Source organism: Bradyrhizobium sp. CCBAU 11434, assembly GCF_028128895.1.
In the GTDB taxonomy this organism is placed as follows: Bacteria; Pseudomonadota; Alphaproteobacteria; order Rhizobiales; family Xanthobacteraceae; genus Bradyrhizobium; species Bradyrhizobium zhengyangense.
On sequence record NZ_LBJX01000102.1, the window covers coordinates 461,241 to 486,604 of the forward strand.

The following is a 25,364-nucleotide window of genomic DNA, read 5'->3' on the forward strand; positions in this document are numbered from 1 at the left end:
TCCGAAAACCGTGGCGCGGTTGCAACACAACCGTCAGATTCCGCCTCGGTTGTGCGCCAAACCGACGCATTTGGTCTGGCCGTAGTATTGCGGAACCTCCCCATGGCCTACGTTTCCCCGCGGAAATGTTGTTGCTGGGGAGTGCGACGTGAGGGGCGCGGGGGTATCGGGGCGGCAGGGTCGGCTGCGCCGGGTCGGCGCTAGGTCGTCCATTGGCGCATCGGTAATCTTGGCGCTCGCGTTCAGCCTCTTCGCGTCGACGACATCGGCGCGGGCGGACTGCGCGCCTGACCCGGCGGCCAGCGGTCAGACGGTCACCTGTAGCGGCACCGATACCAACGGCTTTGCAGCCGGCGGCGGTGTCACCAATCTGACCGTGAATGTGCTGGCTGGCGCGACCGTGCACGATAACAGTACGGCGTCGATCAACGTCAACGATACCAACGTTGTAACCAACAACGGAACGGTATTGGCGGGCTCGAGCCTCACCGGCATCAACGGCGGCAATTTCAACACCGTGACCAACAACAGCATCATCACGACGGTGCTAGACAACAGTCTCGGCGTCTCGATGCTGGATAACAACACTATCGCCAACAACGGAACGATCGCCGCCACGGGTAACGGTGGCTCGGCGATCTGGATCCAGGACAACAACGTCGTCACCAACAGCAGCTCGCTGTCAGTCGGAGCCGGAGCCTCGGGTATTTTCGCGGGCGTAAACAACACGATCACCAATGCGGCCAGCGGCACGATCACCGGCCTCAACAATGCGTTCGGTATTTTCGTCCTTGGCGGCTCGACCGTGACCAATGCCGGCACGGTCACGGTCGGCGCATCGAGCGGACTTTCCGGCGCCATTTTCGCGATCAGTGACGGTAACACGGTCATCAATACCGCTACCGGCAGTATTTCCGTCGGTCAGCGCGCCGTGGGCATCTTCGCGCAGGGCAATACCGAAACCGTCAGCAATGCCGGCAGCATTACCGCTGCGCGTTTTGGCGCAGGCATTGTCGCTCTCGGTGACGATGCAAAGGTGACCAACAGCGGAACGATCACGACCGCCGCCGACTCGGCTGGCATGTCCGTGCAGGGCAGTCGTATGCTCATCACTCAAAGCGGGGTGATCAATGTCGGCGTCGGGGGCGTTGGCATTACTCTTTCCGTCGTGTCCTCCAGCATGACCAACACTGGTCGGATTACGGGAAGCGACGGCTCCCAAGGCATCGTGCTGTTTGGCGACGGCAGCATCTTCACTAACCGCGGCGTCATCTCGGTTGGTGCGTCGGGCACTGGCATCATAGTGTTCATGTCGGGCAATCCAATTGTTAACACCGGCACTATCTCCGTTGGAGACGCGGGTGTGGGCATCAGCGTGACAAGCGGGGGAAGCGTCTTCAACTCGGGAACGATCAATGCCGCGACTGGCTTCGCGGCAATCGAATTCTGCGGCTGCCAGCCGAACACACTCACCCTCGGCCCCGGCAGCGTCATAAACGGCCTGGTGCTCGCCGCCGGCACTGACACATTTCAGCTCGGTGGCACCGGCAAGGATACGTTCAACCTCGACCTGATTGGTGCCGGCCTCCAGTACGACGGCTTTTCGACCTTCAACAAGGTCGACGGCTCGACCTGGACGTTGACCGGCACCGGCAATCAGGACTGGAACGTACTCGGCGGCACGCTGATGCTCGCCGGCACCATCAACGGCAATGTGAGCATTGCGGCCGGTGGTACGTTCGGTGGTGTCGGCACGGTCAGCACGATCAGCGTCAATGGCGGCACGCTGGCGCCGGGCAATCCGACCGGGACGCTCTCGGTGTCCGGCGATCTCACGTTCACGTCGGCCTCGCGCTACATGGTGCAAGCCTCCGGCACGAGCAATGGCATCGCGGTCGTGACCGGAACGGCGATGCTCGGCGGCGCAACGGTCGTCGTCGTGCCGACCGGCTCGATCGCGAAGCACTACACGATCCTGAACGCAGGCACGCTGTCCGACGCATTCAATCCGGTCGTTGCGGGCCTGTCGTCGAACCTGCATGCTACGCTGAGCAACGACCCCCACAACGTCTTCCTGGATCTCTCGCTGAGCTACGGCTCGGGCCTTAACGTCAATCAACAGGCCGTCGCCAATGTCCTGACGCACTACTTCGACAGCACCGGCAGCCTTCCCCTGGCATTTGCGAACCTCTCACCGTCCGGCCTGACGCAAGCCTCCGGCGAATCGGCAACGGGATCGCAGCAGACGACGTTCAATGCGATGAACCTGTTCATGAGCCTGCTGACCGACGTCTTCGGCTCCGGGCGTAGCGAAGCACCCGGCGCGACGCCGTATGCCGACGGCGACGCAAACGCCTATGCAGCTACAGGCAAACGCCCGAGCGACGCGTTTGCTTCCATCTATCGCAAGGTGCCGCCGCCGACTTTCCAGCAACGCTGGGATGTCTGGGCGGCCGGCTTCGGCGGCTCGCAGACCACTGATGGTCGTGTCGCACTCGGCTCCAACAACACCAACAGCAATCTCTACGGCACCGCGGTCGGCTTTGATTATCGCTTCTCACCCTCGACGGTTGCGGGCTTCGCGCTCGCCGGCGGTGGCACCGGCTTTGGTGTCAACGGGCTCGGCTGGGGCCGCTCGGATCTGTTCCAGGCCGGTGCCTTCGTTCGCCACAATGCCGGGCCCGCTTACATCACGGCCGCACTCGCCTATGGCTGGCAGGATGTGACGACCAACCGCATCGTCACCGCTGCCGGCACCGACCAGTTGCGCGCGCAGTTCAATGCCAACGCCGTTTCGGGCCGCATCGAGGGCGGCTATCGACAGGCAACGCCGTGGATTGGGCTCACGCCCTATGCTGCACTCCAGGCCACGATGTTCAGCCTGCCGAGCTATCAGGAATTCGCCGTGGTCGGCAACAACACGTTTGCGCTCAACTACGCCGCCAAGGACGTGACCAGCACACGCACCGAGCTCGGCCTGCGCGCAGACAGATCTTTTGCGACTGCCGCAGCCGTGGTGACGCTGCGCGGCCGCGCCGCCTGGGCACATGATTTCAATCCGGATCGCACGGTCGGTGCGGTGTTCCAGACGCTGCCGGGGGCGGCCTTCGTCGTGAACGGCGCGGCGCAGGCTCGCGACTCCGCGCTGACGACGGCGTCGGTGCAAATGAGCTGGATGAACGGCTGGTCCGCGTCGGCAACCTTCGAGGGCGAGTTTTCGAACGTCGCGCGCTCCTATGCCGGCAAGGGCGTCGTGCGCTACACTTGGTGAGGTCCTATCGCTTCGGCTGCGTCGGCTTGCGCGGCGGGCGCAGGGCGACGGCGGGAGCAGGCGTTCCGCTCATCTTGTTGGCGGCTTCACTGACATCGAGCAGCGAGCGACGGGTGTCTTCGAGGAAGCTTGCCGATTTCTTCTTCATGGTGTCGGCGAGCTCGTGCAGTCCCTTCACCTTTTCGAACAGCTCGTCGGCCTTGCCGTCGACGAAACCCGGCACCGCGCCCTCGATCTTCGAAACCGCCTTGTCGAAGCCTGCAAATGCATTGTCGACCTTGAGCATCACGGCGTCGATCTCCTCGCCCTTGTCGCTGAGATCGGCGGTGTAGTTTTCGAAGGTACGCAGGCCGTCCTTGATCGCGGGCGCGTTGCTGACGATCGTGCGGTCGACGCTGTGCAGCGTGTCGACGATGGATTCAGCATCGCTGAGATCGGCGGTCAGCACGGGGATGCCGTCCGAGTCCAGCGGCACCGGTGGCGCAGACGGCGCGCCGCCGATCAGCGAGACCGCGGCAACGCCGGTGAGGCCCTGGAACTCGATGCCGGCCACAGTGTCCTTGCGGATCGGCGCGGTGTTGTCGAGCGACACCAGCGCCACGACCTTGCGCGGGCTCTGCAGCTGGATCGACAGGATCTGGCCGGCGGGTACGCCGTCGAAATTGACCGGCCCGCCGCGGCGCAGGCCGCTCGCGGAACCGCCTTCGAAGACGACGCGCAATTGGCTGCGGCTCTGGCTGGCGCGCCATTTCTGCACGCCGAGCAGACCGCCGAACGCGACGGCGATCACCGTCAACGTCGCCGTTCCGATCACAAGATTGCTCGCGCGTGCCATACGGGTGCGATGTTACGACCAAAGCGGGAAAGTTGGAAGGAGCCCGAACGGCCGCAATGCTAACGCCGGCGGGTTAACGACATGTCCGCCCTGGCTCGAAGAGCGAAGGTGGAAGCGTCACCCACCGTTTCCCGCGACATCAATGTCCAGCCGCGCGTTTGGCCGCGGCGTTGTTCAATACGATCAGCGCGTCGACAGCCACGCCCGTCCTGGCATTGATCAGGAACGGGTTGACGTCGATCGAGGCGATCCGGTCGCCGGCATCCGCGATCAGATTGGACAAGCCGACCAGCGCCTTGACGGCCGAGGTCTCGTGCAACGCCGGCTTGCCGCGATAGCCGCGCATCTTGATGCCGGCTTTGGTCCGGCCGATCAAAAGCCGCGCCTCGGCCTCGTCGAGCGGTGCGCCGGCGAGCGCCACGTCCTTCATCAGCTCGATATCGATGCCGCCGGTGCCGAACAGCACGACGGGCCCCATCTCGGCATCGAGCGAGGCGCCGACCACAAGCTCGAGGTCGGCCTTGACCTGCTGCGCGATCAGGATGCCGTCGAGCTTTGGTTTGCCTTTCAGCTTGTTCACCCGCGCGGTGATGTCGGCAAACGCCTTCTTCACCTCGGCTGCGCTGTTGAGGTTCAGCACCACGCCGCCGATATCGGATTTGTGCAGGATCTCGGCGCTGACGACCTTGGCGACAACCGGAAATCCGATCTGCTTGGCGATGTCAGCGGCTTCCGCGGCCGTCTGTGCGATTCCCTCCTTCGAAATCGGGATGCCATAGGCCTTCAGCAGCTTCTTTGAAGCGACCTCGTCGAGCGCGGCGCCGCGCGCGGACTTCAACGCCTTCTCCAGCACGGCGCGTGCTGCCGGCTTGGAGCTCGAGACGATGTCGGGCACTTCTTTCCGCAAGCTGGCATAGGCGAGCAGCGATTTGATCGCGGTCACCGCACGGTCCATGCCCTGCATCACCGCCAGATGCGGCAACGATTTGCGCAAGCCCTTGGTGAACTCCGTAAAGCCGATCGACATCGCGCTGATATAGATCACGGGCTTTGCGGCCCGGCTCGCCATCTCGTTGACGATGCGCAAGTTCCGCTCGCGCTGCTCGTGCGGTGCCTTTGGAAACTCGGCGTCGATGATGACGATGTCGATATCAGGATCGTCGATCATCAGCTTGATCGACTTCATGTAGACGGAGGGATCAACGACCGCGGCAAAGCCGGCGTCGAGCGGATTGCCCACGATCGAACCAGGTCCAAGCATCTTGCCCAGCTCGCTGCTGACATGCGGGCTCAACGGTGCGAAGTTCAGGCCTTGTGCATAGAAGGCATCGATCAGCATGCCCCGCTTGCCGCCTGACAGCGTCACCGCGGCGAGCCGGTTGCCCTTGGGCACGGCGGCGTGAACGAAGCATTCGGTGGTCTCGATCAACTCGTCGAGCCCGGCGACGCGGATCACGCCTTCGCGGGTTGCAATCGCGTCGAATGTCTCGATCGAGCCCGCGAGTGCGCCGGTATGTGCCATCGCGGCGGCGCGGCCACCCTCCGACGATCCGAGCTTGAGCGCGATCACCGGCTTGCTGGCGGCACGCGCGGCCTTGCAGGCGTCGCGAAACGCCTTGGTGTTGCGTACGCCCTCGAGATAGACCACGATCACCTTGACGCTCGGATCTTCGGCGAAATAGCGCATCAAGTCCGGCGTCTCGAGCCCGGTTTCGTTCCCTGTCGTCACCATATAGCCGACACCGACGCCGCGATCTTCCAGCGCTTGCCTGATCGCCATGACGATGGCGCCCGATTGCCCGGCGATCGCCACCGCGCCTTGTTCCATGGTGACGATACGGTCGTCGATATTGGTGAAGAGCTTTTCTGCGGCGCTTAAATTGCCGAGGCAGTTCGGGCCGGTCACGGCCAATCCCGTCTCGCGCACCGCCTGTTGCAGCTCAGTGGCGAGCTTCTGGCTCTCCTCATCCTGCAATTCGCTGAAACCCGAGGTCACGATGGTCGCGGACCGCGCGCCGGCAGCGGCAGCGTCGCGGATCACCTGCACGGCAAAGCGAGCGGGCACCAGCACAAGGACGTGGTCGGGCTTTTCGGGCAGGCTGGCAAAATCCTTGTAGCAGGGTACGCCCCAGATGCTCTCGCGCTTGGCGTTGACAGGATAGAGCCCGCCCTCGAAACCATATTTGACCAGATTGTTCCAGATGCGCTCGGCGTAATTGCCGGGCTTGTCGGTCGCACCCACCAGCACGATGTTGTGTGGATGGAGCATGGCGTGGATGCCCTTGACGACGTCGCTGGCATCGGGCGGTGGCGACCATGGGCGGGCAGGGACCGACGCGGCTGAGACCTGAGCTTCCATGGTGTGACCTCACCTGTTGTTCTTCTTGATAGCGCGTCGCCCGATCGTATGGTGAGTTGACTGGAGTGGCAACCGGCGGCGCTGCATGCCGCCAGACGGAATGCGCAGCGGATCGCGCGCAGCCGTGCCGTCCTCAGTAGCGCAGCACGCCCAATTTGTAGCTGTAGTGATAGGCAATCTGCCGCAGCAGATAAGGTGCAATGGCGCGCCTTATCTGCATCTGCGTCGGATCAAATCCGAGGACGCGACGCCGCAGGATGCCCATTTCCCTGACGCCGATCGCGTAGGTTGCCGCCGTCTTCTGTGCGTCATGGATCCGGAAGCAGGAAAGAAACCGCGGCAGGCGTACGAACTTGAAACCGGCCGCCTGTGCCCGCAGGATGAAGTCCCAGTCCATCGCGAAATGGAAGTTTTCGTCAATTGGACCGATCTTGTCCCACACGCGCTTGCGCCAGAACATCGTCTCCTGCGGAATGTAGTCGGCATATTGTAGCGTCTTGCCATCGTGGCGAGGCAGCACCGCGCGTCCAACCTCAAGTCCATCACGATCGATGAAGATGCGGTTGCCATAGACGATGTCGACATCGGGATGCGACATGAAATAGTTGACGACATGAGCGAGCGTCCCGGGCAGCAGCATGTCGTCGCTATTGAGATAGGCCATGATCTCGCAGTCGACGCCGGCAAAACCGAGATTGATCGCGTTGGATTGGCCTTTGTCCGGCTCGCTCTTCCAGCTGATGCTGTTGCCGCGGCTCTTCAGGAGATCAATCGTGCCGTCGATCGAGGCGCCATCCTGCACGTGATAATAGAGGTTCGGGTAGGCTTGGCCCACGATGCTGTCGATCGTGGCGCCGATATACTCCGCATGGTTGTAGCTCGGAGTGACCATTGCGATCCGCGGCGCGTTCGCAGGGATCGCAGGCGAGGACTTGAACGCGTTCAGGTTGAGTAAACGCGGTAGGTATTGTTCGAAGGTCCACATTGGCGGACGCCGCCAGAGGCCGCGGAGCGAGGCCCGTCTCTGACCGGCGGCAACGAGACCCAGGTTCCGCTCCAGCAACGCGACGCGGTTTTCGAGCTGTTCCAGTCGCTGGTCGAGCCGCTGCCTGAACTCTTCGTCCATCTACCCCGTCTTCCCGCCCGGCTCCGCCGTAAAGATCCGCAGGCCTTCTTATAGGTCTACGGACGGCCGCGCCAGTTCAGCGGCTCATGACGTCGTAAGGACATCGGTACGGTTTGCGAGCGCGAAATCAATCCCAAGCCTTGCGCTTGCGAACGGCTATTCACGATCGCCCATCAAGGTCGCATGCAGCAGGTAACGCTCGGGGCCGGAGGTGACGGCGTCGAAAGGCCAGCAAGTCGCAAGGACAAGCTCCGAACCTTGAGTCTCGGGATCGATGCCCGATGCGTCGAAATGGACGACCGTCGAGGAATCCGCACGATAGCGAAAGCGCTTGCCGTCACTGCGTGTGACATCGATCACATCGCCGATGGCGACATTCCGCAGGAAGCGGAAATGCGTATCGCGATGTGCCGCATAGACGGCAATCCCGCGCTCGCCGGCGTCAACCGTCCGGTGGATGTGGCCGGGTCCAAAGGCAAGCGCCTGGCCGCTTGTGCCTTCCAGTACGATCGCGCTGGCGCCGATCCGCTTCACCTCGATCCGCGCCACCGGCCAGGTGTCGGCCCAAGACCATGGCTTGACCGGTTGGCCGGTTGCAATGCCCCGGTCGAACGCACGCTCCAGCAGCACCTGCGCGAGCCACGCCTTGGCGTGGATGTAGGCGCCGTCACCGAACAGGATCGTTCCGACCAGCGCCAGGACCAGAGGCGAGATGAGGCGGGGCATGGTTTCCACCAATGACGGGAAGAAAAAAGGCGCGCGCGACCGTTGGTTCGGGACGGGCAGCCGCGCGCGCCAAGCAAGAGGAGTTCGGGGTGCTCCTCTCTCAAGCGGCGTCAGTGAGCAAGGTCCGACGCCGGTTGAACACGAACAGGATCAGCGCGAGCACGATCAGGATCAGGCCTGCGATCATCTTCAGTTCAGCAGAGGTCGCGGTCTTGGGCAGGCGGATCGTATCCGCGGTGACAGGTGCTGGCCGCCTTGCCGCGGGCTGGCTCGCATCGGCGCGGCGCTCGCGCAGCTGTGCCGGTGTCTGCTGCGGCCGTTCGCCGAATACCTTCGCGAAATCCCAGCCCGCCGGCAGGTTGATCGGAAGCTCGGTGAGCTTGAGCGGCGCGCCTTCGGGACGGCTCGGCGTCTTGTCGACAGCGATGAGACTGGTCAGCCGCGTGACAATCTGGTGGTCGAGCGCCAGTGCAAGGACCGTCTTGTCCGTGTCCTCCGGGGTCATCTCGTGCAGCGTCCGCGCCACTTCCGCATCGCTGATCTTGCGCCTGGCCCAAAGCTTCGACAGACCTTTGCCTTCAGCGGCACTCTTCAACGGCAGCGTCACCGACCACGGGCGATCGCCGACATGACCCTTGATCTCAAGTGAGCCCGCGAGTCTGTCGAGCTTCGCGGCAAGCACCAGTGGCTCGTCGCGATAGACGTCCGGAATGATTGCCGGCGTGACGTCGGCCTTGATGTCAGCTTTGGCATCGGAAAACTTCACGGTGAGGCCGGTCACGGCCGGGTTCTCCAGCTTGGCAAACAGGCCGCGCATACGTTCCTCGACCTGATCGACGGAGCCGATATGGGTGAAGGCGCCGCGGCCGAGCTCGGAGGCGCGCGTCATCAGATAGGTGTTGGGCGCGGAGCCGATGCCGACCATGAAAATGCGCGAGCGGCCGCGCATCGCCGTGATGGTCTCGAACAATTGCTGCTCGTTGCCGATCGCGCCGTCGGTGAGGAATACGACTTGGCGGACCATGTTGGTGTCGGCAAGCTTGTCCGTCAGTGCCGCGCGCATCGCCGGCACCATCTCGGTGCCGCCGCGGGCCTGCAATGCGCTGACGAAAGAGGTCGCTTCACCGACATGCGCGGCGTCGGCCGGCACGGAGGTCGAAAACAGCACGTCCATGGTGTCGTCGAAGCGGATCACGTTGAAACGGTCGTTCGGCTGCAGGCGGCCGAGGGCATAAAGCAGACTCGCCTTGGCCTGCTCGATCGAGGTGCCACCCATCGAACCGGAATTGTCGATCACGAACACCACTTCGCGCGGCAACGGCTTCTGGGCGGTCTGTTCGGCGGCCGGCGGTGTGACGAAGGCCAGCAGGTAGTCGGCATCGCCGACATGCTCGCGGAACAGCCCGACTGACGGTGCCTTTTCAGCGGCTGGCTTCCAGGTGAGCTCGAAGTCGCGGTCGGCCGGGACGGTGCCGTCAGCAAGCGTGACGACGCGCGTCATGTTGTCCGGGCTTTCGATCTTCACGTTGTGAAAATGGCTCTTCACCTCGCCGAGGGCGAAGCCGGCCTTCAAATGCACTGTGATGCTGGTCGGATTGACCGGCGCGCTTCTCGCCGGATCAAGGACCGGCGACGAGATGCGCTCACGGTCGGGCACCGGGTCTGAATGGGTCGCGCCCCAGCCGGAGCCGTCATTGCGGAAATCGACGCTCTGCACGATCGGCGCCGGATTGTAGCGGGGTCCGACCACGAGCGGAACGCGCAGCGAATATTCGTTGCCGGCTTGATGCACGGGCTCCTGATACTCGATCTGCACCAGCACAGTTTCGCCGGGTCCGATATTGGCGACCGAGTTGGTGAAGATGTTGGGCCTCTCCTGCTCGGTGAGCGCGGCCTTCTGCCCGGAGCGGCGCGCCTGCTCGTAGATCACGCGGGCCTGCTGGCACTCCCTAATGTCGCCGATAATGACGCGGTCGCCGACCACCATCTTCAGCGTGTCGACGGCGCCATCAGCGCCCAGTGGATAGATATAGGTCGCCTCGGCCCAGTCCTTGGTCGGGTTGCGGAAGGCCTGGGTGACGCGCGTGCGCAGTGTCGGGCCTGAGACCGTGATGTCGACGTCGATCCCGAGCCGGATAGCTTCGGTCGTGGCTCCGTTCTCCTTCAGGAGCAGGGTGCCGGATTTGGCATCGCCGGGCTGAAGCAGGCTGGCCTGCTCCGTCGTCGCCGACCAGGAGGTCTCGAAGCTCACCAGCAGGGCCACGAAACTGACCAGGAGCACGGCAATGCTTTGCGCCAGAAGGAACAGCCCGACCTTGATCAGCCTGCCGAGCCAAGGGTGTTCGTCAGGGTGTTCGTCACCGTCGACCGTGTCGTAATTGTCCATTTGACCTGCTCCCGAAGCATGTTTGATGACGCCAAGCATCGGTCGGGAGGGCCTGATTTCGCGAGCAGAATGATCGGTAATGTTCCGCCGCGGCCGGTCGGGGCCAGCCGCCAGTTTGGCGGCGATGTCCGGTTTTGTGCTGACTTGTCCGCCCTGCTAGACTGGCCTCCGTGGAGCAGAGTTAACGATGCAGACGCAAGACAAGCTCTCTGACAAGCAGCTTTCGGACGAGCAAAGCCGTGAGGTCGCGGAGATGATCCGCGAGGAAATCGCCAGGCGCCGGATCTCGCGGCAGGCGCTGGCCGAGCAGGCCAAGCTCAGCCTGTCGACGCTGGAGAAGGCGCTCGGCGGCCGGCGCCCGTTCACGCTGGCGACCACGGTCCGGCTGGAGCAGGCACTGGGCGTGTCCTTGCGCAAGAGCACCTCTACGCCGGCGCCTGCGGCTGGCAACGACGTCGCACCCGACGGCCTCGGCTCCTATTCGCATCGCGCGGTGACCTGGCTCGAGGGCGTCTACATCACCCTGCGGCCGTCCTTTGGCGACAAGGATGCGATTTTCGCCTATCGCACCGAAATCGTCTGGGAGCCGAAAGTGTCCTCGCTGGTCTTCCGCGAGGGCGAGCGAACCGATGCTGCCTACGAGCACACCGGCGAGGTTGCAGTGCCGCATCAATCCGGTTTCATCTATCTCGTCATCAACAAGCACGGGCAGCATCGCGTCATCACGGTCTCGCGGCCGACCGTAACAGGTGCGATGTACGGCATCATTTCGACGCTGCGGGCCGGTGCCGGCGCACAGCTGATGCCGGTCGCGGCGCCGATCGCCTATGTCCCGATTGCCAATGTCAAGGAGCCGACGCTCGGACGGATCATGCCCGATCATGCCAATCATGCGCTGTATCTGAGCCACCTGCGCCGCACGGTGGAGGAGCCATTTGCGCTCTTCCTGTCGGTCTAGCCGGTCCTTCGAACGAAATGGTCCGGTATTTGCCGTGCATCCGTCTATAAGGCGATCATGCTGGACGTGACCACAATATCCGACGGCGCATGCCCTCTGTTCTCGATCATCATCCCGCTCGAATTTCACCGCGGGCAGTGGGAGCAGTCCTGGCTTGGCTGGACGTCGCAGACGGCGGACAGGTCTCTCTACGAGATCATTCTCGTCGTGCCACCGGACTTCACCGGGCACGCGGAGCTGAAAGCACTTGCCGCAGGCCAGGCCCGCCTCGAATTCGCGGATTCCGTGCACGATATCGGGCTCTGCGCGGCCGGCGCGGCCAGGGCTCGCGGCCGCTATTTGTTCTTCACGGAATCGCATTGCTGGCCCGAACCCGATGTGATCGCGCTCTGCATCCGCGCGATCGATGATCATCCCGACTGGGCCGGATTTTCCTGCCGTTCGGTCCCGGTCTGCCACAATCGCCTGTCCGAGGCGGAGGCTGCGATGTACCAGGCCGACATCGAATTCGGCATGAAGCAGCATCCCTGGCGCAAGGTGCTCGACCAGTGCTTCGTGACGCAGCATGACGTCTACCGGGAATGCGGCGGCCTGCGCGAAGAGCTCGGTCATTTCGCCGAATGGGTGCTCGCCGCCGGATACCATGCGCGAGGATACGCCATCGGCTATCTCGAGGAAGCCCGCTTCCACCACTATTATATCGGCCGGATCGGCGAGCTGAAGACGTTCACGCTCGATTTCGTCCAGGGCGAGAGCCGGTTTCTCAGCGGGGATCGGCACGATCCGGGCAGCGATCTGCTCGAAGCCCCCTTTGAATGGAAAGACCGGGACAATTTCGATCGTCCGCTTGCGTTCAATGCATTGAACGCGATGGTGCGTTACAGCCTGCCGCGTCTGAGTTGGAAATGGCCCGACGAGGAACTGCGCGCACTGTGGCGCTGGAGCGGGCCGGCGCTGTTCGGCGATCGCCGTGTGCGCGTCGCGGCTTTCTTAGCCGCCGCGTATGCGCGCCTAGTGCTGACCGCGCTGACAGCGGTCGGCTCGCGCGATGCCATTGCGCGCTGGATGAAGCGTTACATCGCTTCGCTGATCCACCTTCAGCGGCTCGTGTGTATCAGTCGTGTTCGCGGACATACCAGATCGGCGAAGAAACTGCTTGGCGATCAGGTCCTCGCGCAGCTCGGATTTCACGAGCTCGAATCAGCTGCCGGCCATGCGTTTCGCTGGAGCGAGCCGCAGGCAGCCGTTCGAATCAAGGGCGCGCCGGGACGCAACACGGTCTGCGTCCGAAGTCCCGCCCTGCGCGAGCCGCTCGACAAGATCGGGGTGCAATTCTATCTCGATGGCGCACCTCTCGATCGTGCCGCGATCGAGAGCAGCCTTGATCGTTACATGTTGAGTCTGGACCTGCCGCAAACCGGCATTGCCATCCTGGCTTGGGCCTGCCCCGAGTTCAGAGGTATCGGCGATGTGCGTCGTCTCGGCCTGCCTGTCGTTGACATCGAGGTTAATCCAGGCGCGCGCGGCAGTGCTCAAGAAGATAGCGGCCTCTCGGCCGCTATCTCGCACACGACGGACGCTTCCGACCGAGACTAAAGCGCGATGAGATTGGGTTGAATCGTCATCACGCTTTAGCCCTTTGTTTGAGCATGATCGTTTCGGAAAACCGCTTCACACTTTTCCGGATCATGCTCTAGCCGCCGACCTCCGCGCTGATGATGTCGCCGAACAGCTCCCACTGACCACTCTTGAACCGCCACATCTTCAGCTGTTCGATCGGCGCAAAATCGTTGGCCGACGTGTTGATCTTGATCCCCGGGATCAGCGTATCCGGGACAAAGTCTTTCAGGCTCGCGGCCTGCTTCATCACATTCTCGCGGGTGAGATTGTCGCCGGCCTGTTTCAGCACCTGCACCATGGTCTGTGCCGCAGCGTAGCCGTACACCAGGTTGGTGTCCGAGATGTTGGCGCCGGGCATGTATTTATCGACGAAGGCCAGGAATTTCTTCATGCCTTCGTTGTCCTTCCACTGAGGATCGGACGCATCCATCAGATAGCCGGCCGAGAGCACGCCTTCCGAAGCCTCGAAGCCCGCCGGCTTCATCACCGCGCCGATCGACACCGAGACGTCGGTCATCAGGTGCATCGGCTTCCAGCTGAGCTCGGCCATCTTCTTGATGGCCTGGGCAGCAAATTTGGGAGTCGAGATGTTGACGAAGACGTCGGCGCCGGTGTCCTTGAGCTTGACGATATGGGCGTCGATCGAGGGCTCCGAGGTCTCATAGCTCTCTTCCGCCACGATCAGCTTCGAGGCCTTTTCGCCGAACACGTCCTTGATGCCGGCAAGGTAATCTTTGCCGAAATCGTCGTTGGCATAGAAGATCGCAACCTTCGCGTCCGGCTTCTCCTTCAGAATGTACTTGGCGAAGATCCGCGCCTCGACCCGGTAGCTGGGCTGGAAGCCCATCGTCCAGGGAAAGTTGTGCGGGTCGTTCCACTTGCTGGCGCCGGTGGCGAGGAACAGCTGCGGCACCTTCTTGGAGTTTTGATATTTCTGGACGGCGGTCTGGGTCGGCGTGCCCAGCGCGTTGAACACCAGGAAGACCTCATCGCTCTCGATCAGCTTGCGGATCTGCTCCACCGTCTTCGGCGGGGAATAGCCGTCATCGTAGGAGATGAAGTTGATCTTGCGGCCGTTGATGCCGCCCTGGTCGTTGATCATCTTGAAATAGGCTTCCTCGGTCTTGCCGATCACGCCGTAGGCGGATGCAGGTCCGGAATAGGCCTCGACATTGCCGATCTTGATCTCGGTGTCGGTGACGCCGGTGTCGTACGCCTTCTGGGCGAAAGCGCCCTGGGTCGAGAGCAGCGTCAATGCGGTGGCTGCGGCGAGCATTGAGAGTTTCTTGTTCATGAAAATTCCTTGGTGTTTCTTTGGCGATTTTTCTGGGTTGGAGCAGGCACGTCGAAAAAGCAAAAGCGCCCGCGAGGGGCGCTTCGATCAGGCGTTGGCGACTTTCTGGTCGACCTCGGAAGCCGCCGAGAATTCCTTGCGCAGGGTCGGCTTGTGAATCTTGCCGGTGGCGTTGCGTGGCAGCGCGTCGACGAAACGGACTTGGCGCGGGCATTTGAAACGCGCGAGATTAGCGGCGCAATGCGCGAAGACGTCGGCCTCCGTTAGCTGTTGGCCTTGCTTCACGGCAACGATCGCAAGGCCCACTTCGCCCCATTGCGGATCGGGAATGCCGATGACACCCGCCTCGGCAATCGCAGCGAGCTGATGCAGAACGTTCTCCACCTCGGCCGGATAGACGTTTTCGCCACCGGAGATATACATGTCCTTCCAGCGGTCGACGATGTAGTAGAAGCCTTCCTCATCGACGCGCGTCGCATCGCCGGTGTGCAGCCAGCCGTCGGTGAACGACGTCTTGTTCGCCTCCGGCCTGTTCCAGTAGCCCGGCGTGATGTTCGGCCCCTTGACCCAGAGCTCACCGAGCTCGCCGACATCGGCATCGCTGCCGTCGGGGCGGACGATGCGCACTTCCGTGTGCAACACCGGCTTGCCGGCAGAGCCGGCCTTGCGTGCCGCGTCCTCGCGGTCGAGCACCAGCACGGCCGGCGAGGTCTCGGTCATGCCGTAACCTTGCTGGAGCGCAACACCACGTGCTTCCCAGGCCTTCAGCAGCGGCATCGGTACCGGTGAGCCGCCGACGCCGCAGGCCATCAATCGGGAGAGGTCAGTCGTCGCGAAGGCTGGATGCTGCGCCATGAACTGGTAGATCGCGGGCACGCCGAAGAACGCGTTGATGCCGCGTGCGGGATCGTCGATCAGGCCGAGCGCAGCGGCGGGATCGAACGCGCGCATGATCATCACGGTGCCGCCGGCATGCAGCACGGGATTGGTATAACAATTCAGTCCCCCGGTGTGGAACATCGGCAGCACGGTGAGCGCCACCGAGGACAGCCCGATGCAGGCGGGGCCGCCAAGATTGATGCAATTCCAGAAGGTCATGCCATGCGTGATGGTCGCACCCTTAGGATGGCCCGTCGTGCCCGACGTGTACATGATGGTCGAGATATCATCGAGCGTGACCTCCTCCGTGCGATCGAGCGGCTTTGCGGCGGCGATGCTGGCTTCGTAGGCTCCACCGGCGCCGAGCGGCAGGCTGGTCGCGACGTTGCAGAGCTTTGCCACGGTGAGTGCTGTCTCGGCCAGTTCGGTGTCGTAGATCATCACGTCAGGCGCGCAATCGCCGGCGATGAACTGAAGCTCGGGAATGGTGAGGCGGATGTTCAGCGGCACGAGGACGGCGCCGAGGCGTCCGCAGGCGAACTGCACGTCCAGGATATCGGTGGTGTTCGGCGCCAGCACGGCGACGCGGTCGCCGCGCGAGACCTTCAGCGAGTGACGCAAGAACGAAGCCAGGCGCGAGATGCGACCGTCGAACTCCGAATAGGTGAAGCGGCGCTCACTCGCCAGGTCGATGGCCGCGACCTTGTTAGGTGCGCGGCGGGCATGATGAGCGATCCAGTCGTAGTAACGAACGGCCAACTCTCTCTCCCTTGGCGATCTCGTGCCGCCCGAACCTTATTGCTGTGCACCATGCTCGGCATGGCCCTGGGAGGCCAGCCGGAGTTTGTGCAGCAGTCTTTTTTTTTTGGAGTTGGCCTGCGAGGGGTGAAAATCGTCTTGCGTTGAGTTGCTAGATCACGGCTGCTCCGAGCCGTCTCGGCGAAGCCAGCCACTCCGCGCAAGTGAGCTGCCAATGTTCCAGCCATGGTGGAACGGCAGGAGTGGTCGAAAGCGAAAACGCAATGAAGAGCCCGTTCTATACCGCCGAGCACGACGCTTTCCGCGAAATGATGCGCCGCTTCGTCGACAAGGAGATCACCCCGTTCGCGCATGAATGGGACGAAGCCGGCGAATTTCCCCGCGCGCTTTATCGCAAGGCGGCCGAGATCGGCCTGCTGGGGCTCGGATTTCCCGAGGAATATGGCGGGATCGCCGCCGACCAGTTCATGAAGATCGTGGCGAGCCAGGAGCTGGCGCGGGCAGGCGCCGGCGGCGTCAGCGCCAGCCTGATGAGCCACACCATCGGCTCGCCGCCGATCGCCCGCGCGGCGCGGCCGGAGGTCAAGGCACGCGTGCTGCCGCAGGTGCTGGCAGGGGAGAAGATTTCCGCGCTCGCGATCACCGAGCCGGGCGGTGGGTCCGATGTCGCGAACCTCCGAACCAGGGCGCTGCGCGACGGCAATCACTACGTCGTGAGCGGCGAGAAGACCTTCATCACCTCGGGCATACGCGCCGATTATCTGACCGTTGCAGTGCGTACCGGCGGCGAGGGCGCCGGCGGTGTCAGCCTGCTCCTGATCGAGGGCGACACGCCGGGCCTGTCGCGGACAAAGCTCAAGAAGATGGGCTGGTGGGCCTCCGACACCGCGACGCTGCATTTCGATGACTGCCGCGTGCCGGCCGAGAACCTGATCGGCGAGGAAGGGCAGGGCTTCAAGATCATCATGCAGAACTTCAACAGTGAGCGGATGGGCATGGCAGCGGGCTGCACCGCGTTCGCGCGCGTCTGTCTCGATGAAGCCGTCGCCTATGCCAAGGAACGCAAGACGTTTGGCAAGCCGCTCGCGCAGCACCAGGTCATCAGGCACAAGATCGTCGACATGGCGCAGAAGGTCGCAGCCTCTCAGGCGATGCTGGAAATGCTGGCCTGGCGGCTCGGGCAGGGCGAGAGCCCGGTGGCTGAAATCTGCATGATGAAGAACCAGGCGACCCAGACCATGGCGTTCTGCGCCTCGGAAGCCGTGCAGATCTTTGGCGGCGCCGGCTTCATGCGCGGCATCAAGGCCGAGCGCATCTATCGCGAGGTCAAGGTCAACGCCATCGGCGGCGGCACTGAGGAGATCATGAAGGATCTTGCCAGCCGGCAGATGGGGTTATGATTCTCACCGTCATTCCGGGGCGACGCGACGCGTCGAACCCGGAATCTCGATATTGTAGGACTCATCTCTGGATTCCGGGTTCGCGCGTTGCGCGCCCCGGAATGACAAAAGGGACAAAATGCTATTTACCGCCGACCACGACGACATCCGCCGCTCGCTGCAGAAATTCATCGCCAACGAGATCAATCCTCACGTCGATGACTGGGAGAAGGCCGACATCTTCCCGGCGCATGAGCTGTTCAAGAAGATGGGCAGCCTCGGCTTCCTTGGACTGAACAAGCCGGTCGAGTTCGGCGGCTCCGGCCTCGATTACTCCTATGCGCTGATGATGGCGGAGGAGCTTGGCGCGATCACCTGCGGCGGCGTGCCGATGGCGATCGGGGTGCAGACCGATATGGCGACGCCGGCGCTGGCACGGTTCGGCTCGGACGAGGTGCGGCGCGAATTCCTCAGCCCCTCGATCTCAGGCGACTATGTCGCCTGCATCGGCGTCTCCGAACCCGGCGCAGGCTCGGACGTCGCCTCGATCAAGACCAGCGCGCGCTCTGACGGCGACGACTATCTCATCACCGGTGGCAAGCTGTGGATCACCAACGGCACCCAGGCCGACTGGATCTGCCTGCTCGCCAACACCGGCGACGGCCCCGTTCACCGGAACAAATCGCTGATCTGCGTGCCCATGAAGAGCAAGGGCGTCACCGTCGCCCGCAAGCTCGACAAGATGGGCATGCGCTCGTCCGATACCGCGCAGATCTTCTTCGACAACGTCCGCGTACCCAAGCGCAACCGGATCGGCGAAGAGGGCCAGGGCTTTACCTACCAGATGATCCAGTTCCAGGAGGAACGGCTCTGGGGCGCGGCGGCCTGCCTCAAAGCGCATGAATACATCATCAACGAGACCATCGAATACACCCGCAACCGCAAGGCGTTTGGGAAGTCGATCCTCGACAACCAGGTCGTGCACTTCAAGCTTGCGGAGATGCAGACCGAGGTCGAGCTGCTGCGTGCGCTGATCTATCGCGCCGCGGAGCAGCTTGTCGCCGGCGAGGATGTCACGCGGCTTGCGACCATGGCCAAGCTGAAGGCCGGCCGTCTCGGCCGCGAGCTCACCGACGCCTGCTTGCAATATTGGGGCGGAATGGGCTTTACCAACGAGACGCCGGTCAGCCGCGCCTACCGCGACAGCCGCCTGACCTCGATCGGCGGCGGCGCCGACGAGGTCATGCTGATGGTCCTGTGCAAGATGATGGGGACGCTGCCCGGCAGCAAAGGGAATGCTTCATGATCACGCTCTATCATTGCGACGCCGCGCGCTCGTTCCGTCCGCTCTGGATGCTGGAGGAGATGGGGCTGCCGTATGAATTGAAGATGCTGCCGTTCCCTCCGCGGGTCTTCGCCAAGGAATATCTCGCGCTCAATCCGCTCGGCACGATTCCCTTCATGGTCGACGGCGAGACCAAGATGACGGAATCATCCGGCATCTGCCACTATCTCGGCGTCAAATATGGCCCGACGCCGCTGATGGTCGGCCCGGAGGATCCCACCTATGGCGCCTTCCTGAACTGGATGTATTTCAGCGACGCGACGTTAACCTTCCCGCAAACGCTGGTGCTCCGCTACACCCAGCTCGAGCCGGAGGAGCGCCGCAATCCGCAGGTCGCCACCGACTACGCAAAGTGGTTCCTGGGGCGGCTGCGCGCCGTCGAGGCCGCGACCGCCAATACTGATGCCTTGTGCGCGGGCCGCTTTACCGCCGCTGACATTGTCATCGGTTACGCACTTCGCCTTGCCGACAATATTGGCCTTGCCAAGGATTTCGGGCCGAATGTCGCAGCTTATTGGGCTCGCCTGCAGCAGCGCGACGGCTTCAAGCGCGCGGTTGCTGCGGAGCAGAAGGCCGGCACCGAACAGAATGTTGCGCCGCGCTTAAGGGCGTAAACATTCCGCAGGATGGACTGCGGTCTCATCGCGGTTCCGGGTGCGACTGATCGTCGTCCCGGAATGGTAATCTTTTGCACGCGATGACAGCGCTACCTCGTCGTGACAGGGCCCAAATTTCCGCTAAGGTGAACTCCGTCCGCAGTGGCCATAGAGCCGCGCGAGGAGGACCCCCATGGAAGATAAAGGTCGCGAATCCGACCATTTGATGCTGATCACGCCGGAGCGGGTCTTCTACGCCGGCTTGCTCGGCAGGCCCCGCAAGCGAACCCCAGGTTGCTGCCACGTCTATGTCGCGGTGAAAGGCAGCCTGCATATGACCATCGACGATGTGCTCGCCACGGCTGAGCTGTTCGTCACGCTACCAAACCAGCGGCACTCCATCGCCAGCGACTATCGCACTGCAATCAGCGTGACTCTCGAACCGGAAAGCATGCCCGACGGCGTGATCGAGGCCTTGGCCGAGCGCCTGACCGGCCCGGACAGGGCTATCTATGCCCGCAAGATCCTCGCTGCTTACGCGCTGCTGCGCCAGCGTCGCTATAACGACATCACCACCGCCGAATTCGACGAGATGTGTTTTGGCGAAGCGCTGCCGCGCCGCGCGCTTGACCCGCGGGTCATACGTGCGGTCGCCCGCATCGGGCGCTTTTCGGGCGAGCCGGTGACGGCAGATACATGCGCGGCGGAAGCAGGTCTCTCCGCCTCGCGCTTCCTGCATCTGTTTAAGGAGGAGACCGGCATCTCGTTCCGCTCGTTCCGCGCCTGGAAGCGCGCTCGGCACCTGCTGCACTTCGCCAACCAGGACCTCAACCTCGCCCACCTCGCGCAGGACATCGGCTATCCCGACTCCACGCATTTCAGCCACTCGATCCGCCGCTTCTACGGCTTGAAGCCACGCGCGATCTTCGTCGGGTCGCGGGATCTTGCGATCTATCGCAGCACCGAGACGGTGCGGGAGCTCGCGGAGGCGAGCTAGCGCCGGTGTCGTAGGGTGGGCAAAGGCGCTCTTGCGCCGTGCCCACCACCTCTCGGCAATTTGGCAAAGATCGTGGGCACGCTTCGCTTTGTCCACCCTACGATAGCTCGTCTTTAGCTAGCTTCTCCGCGCAAGAAGCCGCATGCCGCGCATCACATGATCGCAGCGTTGAAATCAACGTTACGAGACATCTGTGGCATGAGCGACAAGGCCGTCATCACCTGCGCCCTGAACGGCGTGCTCACCGACCCCAAGCAGCACAATGTGCCGGTGACGCCCGAGCAGATGGCGCGCGAGGCCAAGGCTGCGTTCGATGCGGGCGCGTCCATCATGCACATCCATCTGCGCCAGCAGGCGCCGAACAAGGGGCATCTGCCGTCCTGGGACGTCAGCGTCAGCAGGGAGATCCAGCAGGCGATCCGCGAGGCCTGCCCCGGCGTCATCATCAACCACACCTCCGGCGTGTCAGGGCCCAACTATTCCGGCGCGCTCGACTGCATCCGTGAGACCAGGCCGGAGATCGCCGCCTGCAATGCAGGTTCGCTGAATTACCTGAAGGTCAAGGCCGACAACACCTGGGCCTGGCCGCCGATGATGTTCGACAACGCGGTCGAGAAGGTGAAGGACTATCTCGACGTCATGAACGCGGTCGGCACCATCCCCGAGTTCGAATGTTTCGACGTCGGCATCGTCCGTTGCGTTGGCATGTACCACCAGGTCGGCATGTACAAAGGGCCGCTCGAATACAACTTCGTGATGGGCGTCGCTTCCGGCATGCCTGCCGATCCCGAACTGCTGCCGATCCTGCTCAAGCTGAAGCGCCCCGAGGCGCACTGGCAGGTCACGGCCATCGGCCGCGAAGAAATCTGGCCGCTGCACCAGCGCTGCGCCGAACTCGGGGGCCACTTGCGCACCGGCCTGGAGGACGCCTTCTATCTCGCCGACGGCAAAAAGGTCACGTCGAACGGCCAGCTGATCGAAGCCATCGCCGCCTGCGCCCGCCGCGCCGGCCGCGACATCGCGAGCCCGGCCGAAGCGCGGAAGATCTTTGGGACGAGCAGGTAATTGTAGCCTCAGCCGTCACTGCGAGCGAAGCGAAGCAATCCAGACTGCCTCCGCAGATACATTCCTGGATTGCTTCGTCGCTTCGCTCCTCGCAATGACGGGTAGGATAGAATCATGTCCATTCTCGAAAATACCATTTCCCCAGGCAACGCCGGCTACCACGCCAACCGCGACGGCATGCTTGGCCTGATCGACCGCATGCGGGCGCTGGAAGAGCGTACGCGTGCAGCGTCGGCCGGAGCGAAAGAACGGTTCCACAAGCGGGGCCAGCTGCTGCCGCGCGAGCGCGTCGCGCTGGTGCTCGATCCCGGCACGCCCTTCATCGAGCTGTCGACGCTCGCCGGCTACATGTTCGACGTGCCGGACGCGAGCAAGAGCGTGCCTGGCGGTGGCGTTATCGCCGGCATCGGCTTTGTCTCGGGTATCCGCTGCATGGTCAGCGCCAGCGATTCCGGCATCGATGCCGGCGCGCTGCAGCCCTACGGCCTCGACAAGACGCTGCGGGTCCAGGAGCTCGCGCTGGAAAACAAGCTGCCTTACGTCCAGCTGGTCGAAAGCGCCGGCGCCAATCTCTTGCGCTACCGCGTCGAGGATTTTGTCCGCGGCGGCAACATCTTTCGTAATCTCGCGCGCCTTTCGGCGGCCGGCCTGCCCGTCGTCACCGTGACGCACGGCTCGTCCACAGCCGGCGGCGCCTACCAGACCGGCTTGTCCGATTACATCGTCATGGTGCGCGGCCGCACCCGTGCCTTCCTTGCGGGGCCGCCGCTGCTGAAGGCCGCGACCGGCGAGATCGCGACCGAGGAAGAGCTCGGCGGCGCTGAGATGCACACGCAAATCTCCGGTCTTGGCGACTATCTCGCCGAGGACGATCGCGACGCATTGCGCATCGCGCGCGAGATCATGGCCGCGCTGGAATGGGAGCGGCCGGGCAGGGCGGCTGCACAATTCAAGCCGCCGCGCTACGACCAGGACGATCTGCTCGGCATCATGCCGATGGACCACAAGCGTGCGGTCGACATGAAGCAGGTGATCGCGCGCATCATCGATGATTCCGATTTCACCGAGATGGCGCCGAATTACGGCCCGGCCACCGTCTGCGGCCATGCTCGCATCGAGGGCCAGGCGATCGGCATCATCACCAACAACGGCCCGCTCGATCCTGCCGGCGCCAACAAGGCGACGCATTTCATCCAGGCGTGCTGCCAGACCCGCACGCCGATCCTCTATCTCAACAACACCACCGGCTATATGGTCGGCAAGGCCTATGAAGAGGCCGGCATGATCAAGCACGGCTCGAAGATGATCCAGGCGGTGACGTCTGCGACGGTGCCGCAGATCACCATCTATTGCGGCGCCTCGTTCGGTGCCGGCAATTACGGCATGTGCGGCTGCGGTTTCCATCCGCGCTTCTGCTTCTCCTGGCCGAACGCCAAGACCGCGGTGATGGGCGGCGAGCAGGCTGCCGAGACCATGGCGATCGTGACGGAAGCCGCCGCCGCGCGACGTGGCAAGCCGGTCGAGAAGGAAAAGCTTGACGCCATGAAGGCGCAAATCGTCGGCGTGTTCGACGGCCAGATGGACGTATTCTCAACCAGCGCCCGCGTGCTCGACGACGGCGTGATCGATCCGCGCGACACCCGCGCGGTGCTGTCCGAAGTGCTCGCGATCTGTCGCGAGGGCGATGCACGCATGCCGCAGCGCATGCAGTTTTCAGTGGCCCGCCCATGAGGAACGGATCAGTGCAGCACCGGCCGTTCTTCAAGGTCTTGATCGCCAATCGTGGCGAGATCGCATTGCGCGTCATGCGCAGCGCGCGGCAGCTCGGTCTTGGTGTCGTCGCGGTGTATTCGGACGCGGATCGCGATGCGCTCCACGTCAAGCAGGCCGATCAGGCCGTGCGGATCGGCGAGGCCTTGCCGGCGCAATCCTACCTCAACATCCCCGCGATCATCGAAGCTGCCAAAGCGAGCGGCGCGGATGCCGTGCATCCCGGCTACGGCTTCCTTGCCGAGAACGAGGATTTTGCGCAAGCCTGCAAGGATGCCGGTCTCATCTTCATCGGCCCGTCGCCACAGGCGATCGAGGCGATGGGCAACAAGGCCGGCGCCAAGGAGATCATGAAAAAGGCCGGCGTGCCAATCGTGCCCGGCTACCAAGGCGCCGACCAGGGCGACGAAGTTATGCTTTCGGAGGCCGGAAAGATCGGCTTCCCCGTGATGATCAAGGCCGTCGCCGGCGGCGGCGGTCGCGGCATGCGGCTTGTCGTCGACGCAGCGTCGTTTCCGGATGCGCTGCGTAGCGCGCGGTCGGAAGCGAAGGCGGCTTTCGGTGATCGCACGGTCATCCTCGAGCGCGCGATTCAAAATCCCCGGCACATCGAGATCCAGGTGTTCGGCGACAGCCATGGCAACGTCATCCATCTCGGCGAACGCGATTGTTCGGTGCAGCGGCGACACCAGAAGCTGATCGAGGAGGCGCCGTCGCCAGCGGTGACACCGGAGCTGCGTGCGAAGATGGGCGAGGTCGCGGTCGCTGCCGTCAAGGCGCTGCGCTACGAGGGCGCCGGCACGCTGGAATTTCTGCTCGATACCAGCGGCGAATTCTATTTCATGGAGATGAACACGCGCCTCCAGGTCGAGCATCCCGTCACCGAGGCGATCACCGGTCTCGATCTCGTCGAGCTGCAATTGCGTGTCGCGCGCGGCGAAGCCTTGCCGGTGAAGCAGCAGGACATCAAATTCTCAGGTCACGCGATCGAGGTGCGGCTTTGCTCGGAAGATGCCGCGCGGGATTTCATGCCGCAATCCGGCCGTATGGCGCGCTGGCAGGTGCCTGATGGCATCCGCGTCGAGCATGCGCTGCAATCGGGGGCGGAGATCCCGCCGTTCTACGATTCCATGATTGCCAAGCTGGTCAGCCATGGTGCGACGCGCGAGGAGGCAAGGGGGCGGCTGATCGTCGGGCTGGAGCAGCTCACGGCGCTTGGCGTGACGACCAATCAGGCGTTCCTGATCTCGTGCCTGCGTCATCCCGGCTTTGCCAAAGGCGAGGCGACGACGGCTTTCATCGGTGCGCATCGCGACGAGCTGCTGGCGCCGCGTCCGGACGCTGCATTCAATGCGGCGCTGGCCGGCCTGTTGCTCTACGTCACCAATCCGCGCGCGCCGGCATGGCGAGCTGGCCGCAGCCTGTCGGCGACGTTTCCTCTGCCCGCGAAGATCGAGATCGCCGGCCACGCGCATGAGCTCGAGGTCACCCGCGAGCGCGATGGCAGCTACATCGTCGCCACCGGGGCGCGGCAGGACCGATTCGAGATCGCGCAGCTCGATTCCGAAATCATCCGCTTCCGTCATGATGGCGTGATGGACAGCGCAAAAATCCTCCGTGAGGGCGACCGACTATACGTCCAGCATCGGGGCATCCCGCTCGCGGTGAATGATCTGACGCTCGCTGCGCCCAAAGCAGCGGCAAGCAACGGCGGCGATGGAAAGGTCCGCGCCGCCATGAACGGCCGCGTTGTCGCCGTGCTGGTCAAGCCGGGCGATCGCGTCACATCAGGTCAGCCGGTGCTGACGCTGGAAGCGATGAAGATGGAGCACGTCCACAAGGCCGGCATCGACGGTGTCGTCGCTGCGATCGACGTCGTCGAGGGCGAGCAGGTCACCACGGGCAGGATTGTCGCAGAGATCGGGGCGGAGTAGCGCGGCAAACGCAGGCTCGTTGGGTGGGTAAGGGCGCAAAGCGCCGTGCCGGCCTCGCTCCTCGA

17 protein-coding genes are annotated in these 25,364 nt (G+C 63.4%); 10 read left to right on the forward strand and 7 right to left on the reverse strand.

Annotation, left to right across the window (positions count from 1 at the left end):
- The first annotated feature begins 148 nt into the window (after nucleotides 1-148).
- Complete coding sequence (locus XI06_RS39405; RefSeq protein ID WP_442869493.1) at nucleotides 149-3,271, forward strand: autotransporter outer membrane beta-barrel domain-containing protein; 3,123 nt, start codon at nucleotides 149-151, stop codon at nucleotides 3,269-3,271.
- A gap of 4 nt (nucleotides 3,272-3,275) precedes the next feature.
- On the opposite strand, the gene XI06_RS39410 is transcribed toward XI06_RS39405, so the two are convergent.
- The 5 genes from XI06_RS39410 to XI06_RS39430 form a co-directional block, all read right to left on the reverse strand.
- On the reverse strand, nucleotides 3,276-4,106 hold the full coding sequence (locus tag XI06_RS39410; RefSeq protein WP_237872323.1) for an MlaD family protein: 831 nt from the start codon (nucleotides 4,104-4,106) through the stop codon (nucleotides 3,276-3,278).
- 139 nt (nucleotides 4,107-4,245) lie between these two features.
- The gene (locus tag XI06_RS39415; RefSeq protein ID WP_271607772.1) at nucleotides 4,246-6,465 is read right to left on the reverse strand and encodes an acetate--CoA ligase family protein; all 2,220 of its coding nucleotides are present in this window, start codon (nucleotides 6,463-6,465) and stop codon (nucleotides 4,246-4,248) included.
- Between the two features lie 133 nt (nucleotides 6,466-6,598).
- A complete protein-coding gene (locus XI06_RS39420) occupies nucleotides 6,599-7,591 on the reverse strand; it encodes a glycosyltransferase family 2 protein (protein WP_237860328.1) in 993 nt (330 codons plus the stop codon).
- Nucleotides 7,592-7,747: 156 nt separating this feature from the next.
- Nucleotides 7,748-8,317, reverse strand: coding sequence for a class GN sortase (locus XI06_RS39425; protein WP_237872319.1), 570 nt, complete (start codon nucleotides 8,315-8,317; stop codon nucleotides 7,748-7,750).
- Between the two features lie 100 nt (nucleotides 8,318-8,417).
- Nucleotides 8,418-10,703 carry a marine proteobacterial sortase target protein gene (locus XI06_RS39430; protein WP_237872317.1) on the reverse strand — a complete coding sequence of 762 codons (2,286 nt, stop codon included), beginning with the start codon at nucleotides 10,701-10,703 and terminating at the stop codon, nucleotides 8,418-8,420.
- Nucleotides 10,704-10,890: 187 nt separating this feature from the next.
- Here XI06_RS39430 and XI06_RS39435 point away from each other — a divergent pair, with 187 nt between their 5' ends.
- The gene (locus XI06_RS39435; RefSeq protein WP_237860318.1) at nucleotides 10,891-11,661 is read left to right on the forward strand and encodes a helix-turn-helix domain-containing protein; all 771 of its coding nucleotides are present in this window, start codon (nucleotides 10,891-10,893) and stop codon (nucleotides 11,659-11,661) included.
- Nucleotides 11,662-11,718: 57 nt separating this feature from the next.
- Entirely contained in the window at nucleotides 11,719-13,257 is a 1,539-nt protein-coding gene (locus tag XI06_RS39440) for a hypothetical protein (protein ID WP_237872315.1), read from the forward strand.
- A 97-nt stretch (nucleotides 13,258-13,354) separates the two neighbouring features.
- Here XI06_RS39440 and XI06_RS39445 read toward each other — a convergent pair whose 3' ends face one another.
- Together XI06_RS39445 and XI06_RS39450 are read right to left on the reverse strand one after the other, a co-directional pair.
- Nucleotides 13,355-14,575, reverse strand: coding sequence for an ABC transporter substrate-binding protein (locus XI06_RS39445; RefSeq protein ID WP_237872313.1), 1,221 nt, complete (start codon nucleotides 14,573-14,575; stop codon nucleotides 13,355-13,357).
- 87 nt (nucleotides 14,576-14,662) lie between these two features.
- Nucleotides 14,663-16,213, reverse strand: a complete 1,551-nt coding sequence (locus XI06_RS39450) for an acyl-CoA synthetase (RefSeq protein WP_237872311.1) — start codon at nucleotides 16,211-16,213, stop codon at nucleotides 14,663-14,665.
- A 263-nt stretch (nucleotides 16,214-16,476) separates the two neighbouring features.
- Between XI06_RS39450 and XI06_RS39455 the strand changes: the two genes are divergently transcribed.
- From XI06_RS39455 to XI06_RS39485, 7 genes are all read left to right on the forward strand, one after another.
- On the forward strand, nucleotides 16,477-17,613 hold the full coding sequence (locus XI06_RS39455; protein ID WP_237872310.1) for an acyl-CoA dehydrogenase family protein: 1,137 nt from the start codon (nucleotides 16,477-16,479) through the stop codon (nucleotides 17,611-17,613).
- A 118-nt stretch (nucleotides 17,614-17,731) separates the two neighbouring features.
- Entirely contained in the window at nucleotides 17,732-18,898 is a 1,167-nt protein-coding gene (locus tag XI06_RS39460) for an acyl-CoA dehydrogenase family protein (RefSeq protein ID WP_237872308.1), read from the forward strand.
- A complete protein-coding gene (locus tag XI06_RS39465) occupies nucleotides 18,895-19,551 on the forward strand; it encodes a glutathione S-transferase family protein (protein WP_271607773.1) in 657 nt (218 codons plus the stop codon). Before XI06_RS39460 ends, XI06_RS39465 begins: the two co-directional genes overlap by 4 nt.
- A 175-nt stretch (nucleotides 19,552-19,726) precedes the next feature.
- Nucleotides 19,727-20,530 (forward strand): helix-turn-helix domain-containing protein, encoded by an 804-nt coding sequence (locus tag XI06_RS39470; protein WP_271607774.1) that lies wholly within the window; start codon nucleotides 19,727-19,729, stop codon nucleotides 20,528-20,530.
- Nucleotides 20,531-20,728: 198 nt separating this feature from the next.
- Nucleotides 20,729-21,595 carry a 3-keto-5-aminohexanoate cleavage protein gene (locus XI06_RS39475; protein WP_237872305.1) on the forward strand — a complete coding sequence of 289 codons (867 nt, stop codon included), beginning with the start codon at nucleotides 20,729-20,731 and terminating at the stop codon, nucleotides 21,593-21,595.
- Between the two features lie 114 nt (nucleotides 21,596-21,709).
- The gene (locus tag XI06_RS39480; protein ID WP_271607775.1) at nucleotides 21,710-23,326 is read left to right on the forward strand and encodes an acyl-CoA carboxylase subunit beta; all 1,617 of its coding nucleotides are present in this window, start codon (nucleotides 21,710-21,712) and stop codon (nucleotides 23,324-23,326) included.
- Nucleotides 23,323-25,299 (forward strand): acetyl/propionyl/methylcrotonyl-CoA carboxylase subunit alpha, encoded by a 1,977-nt coding sequence (locus XI06_RS39485; protein WP_271607776.1) that lies wholly within the window; start codon nucleotides 23,323-23,325, stop codon nucleotides 25,297-25,299. Before XI06_RS39480 ends, XI06_RS39485 begins: the two co-directional genes overlap by 4 nt.
- Nucleotides 25,300-25,364 lie beyond the last annotated feature (65 nt).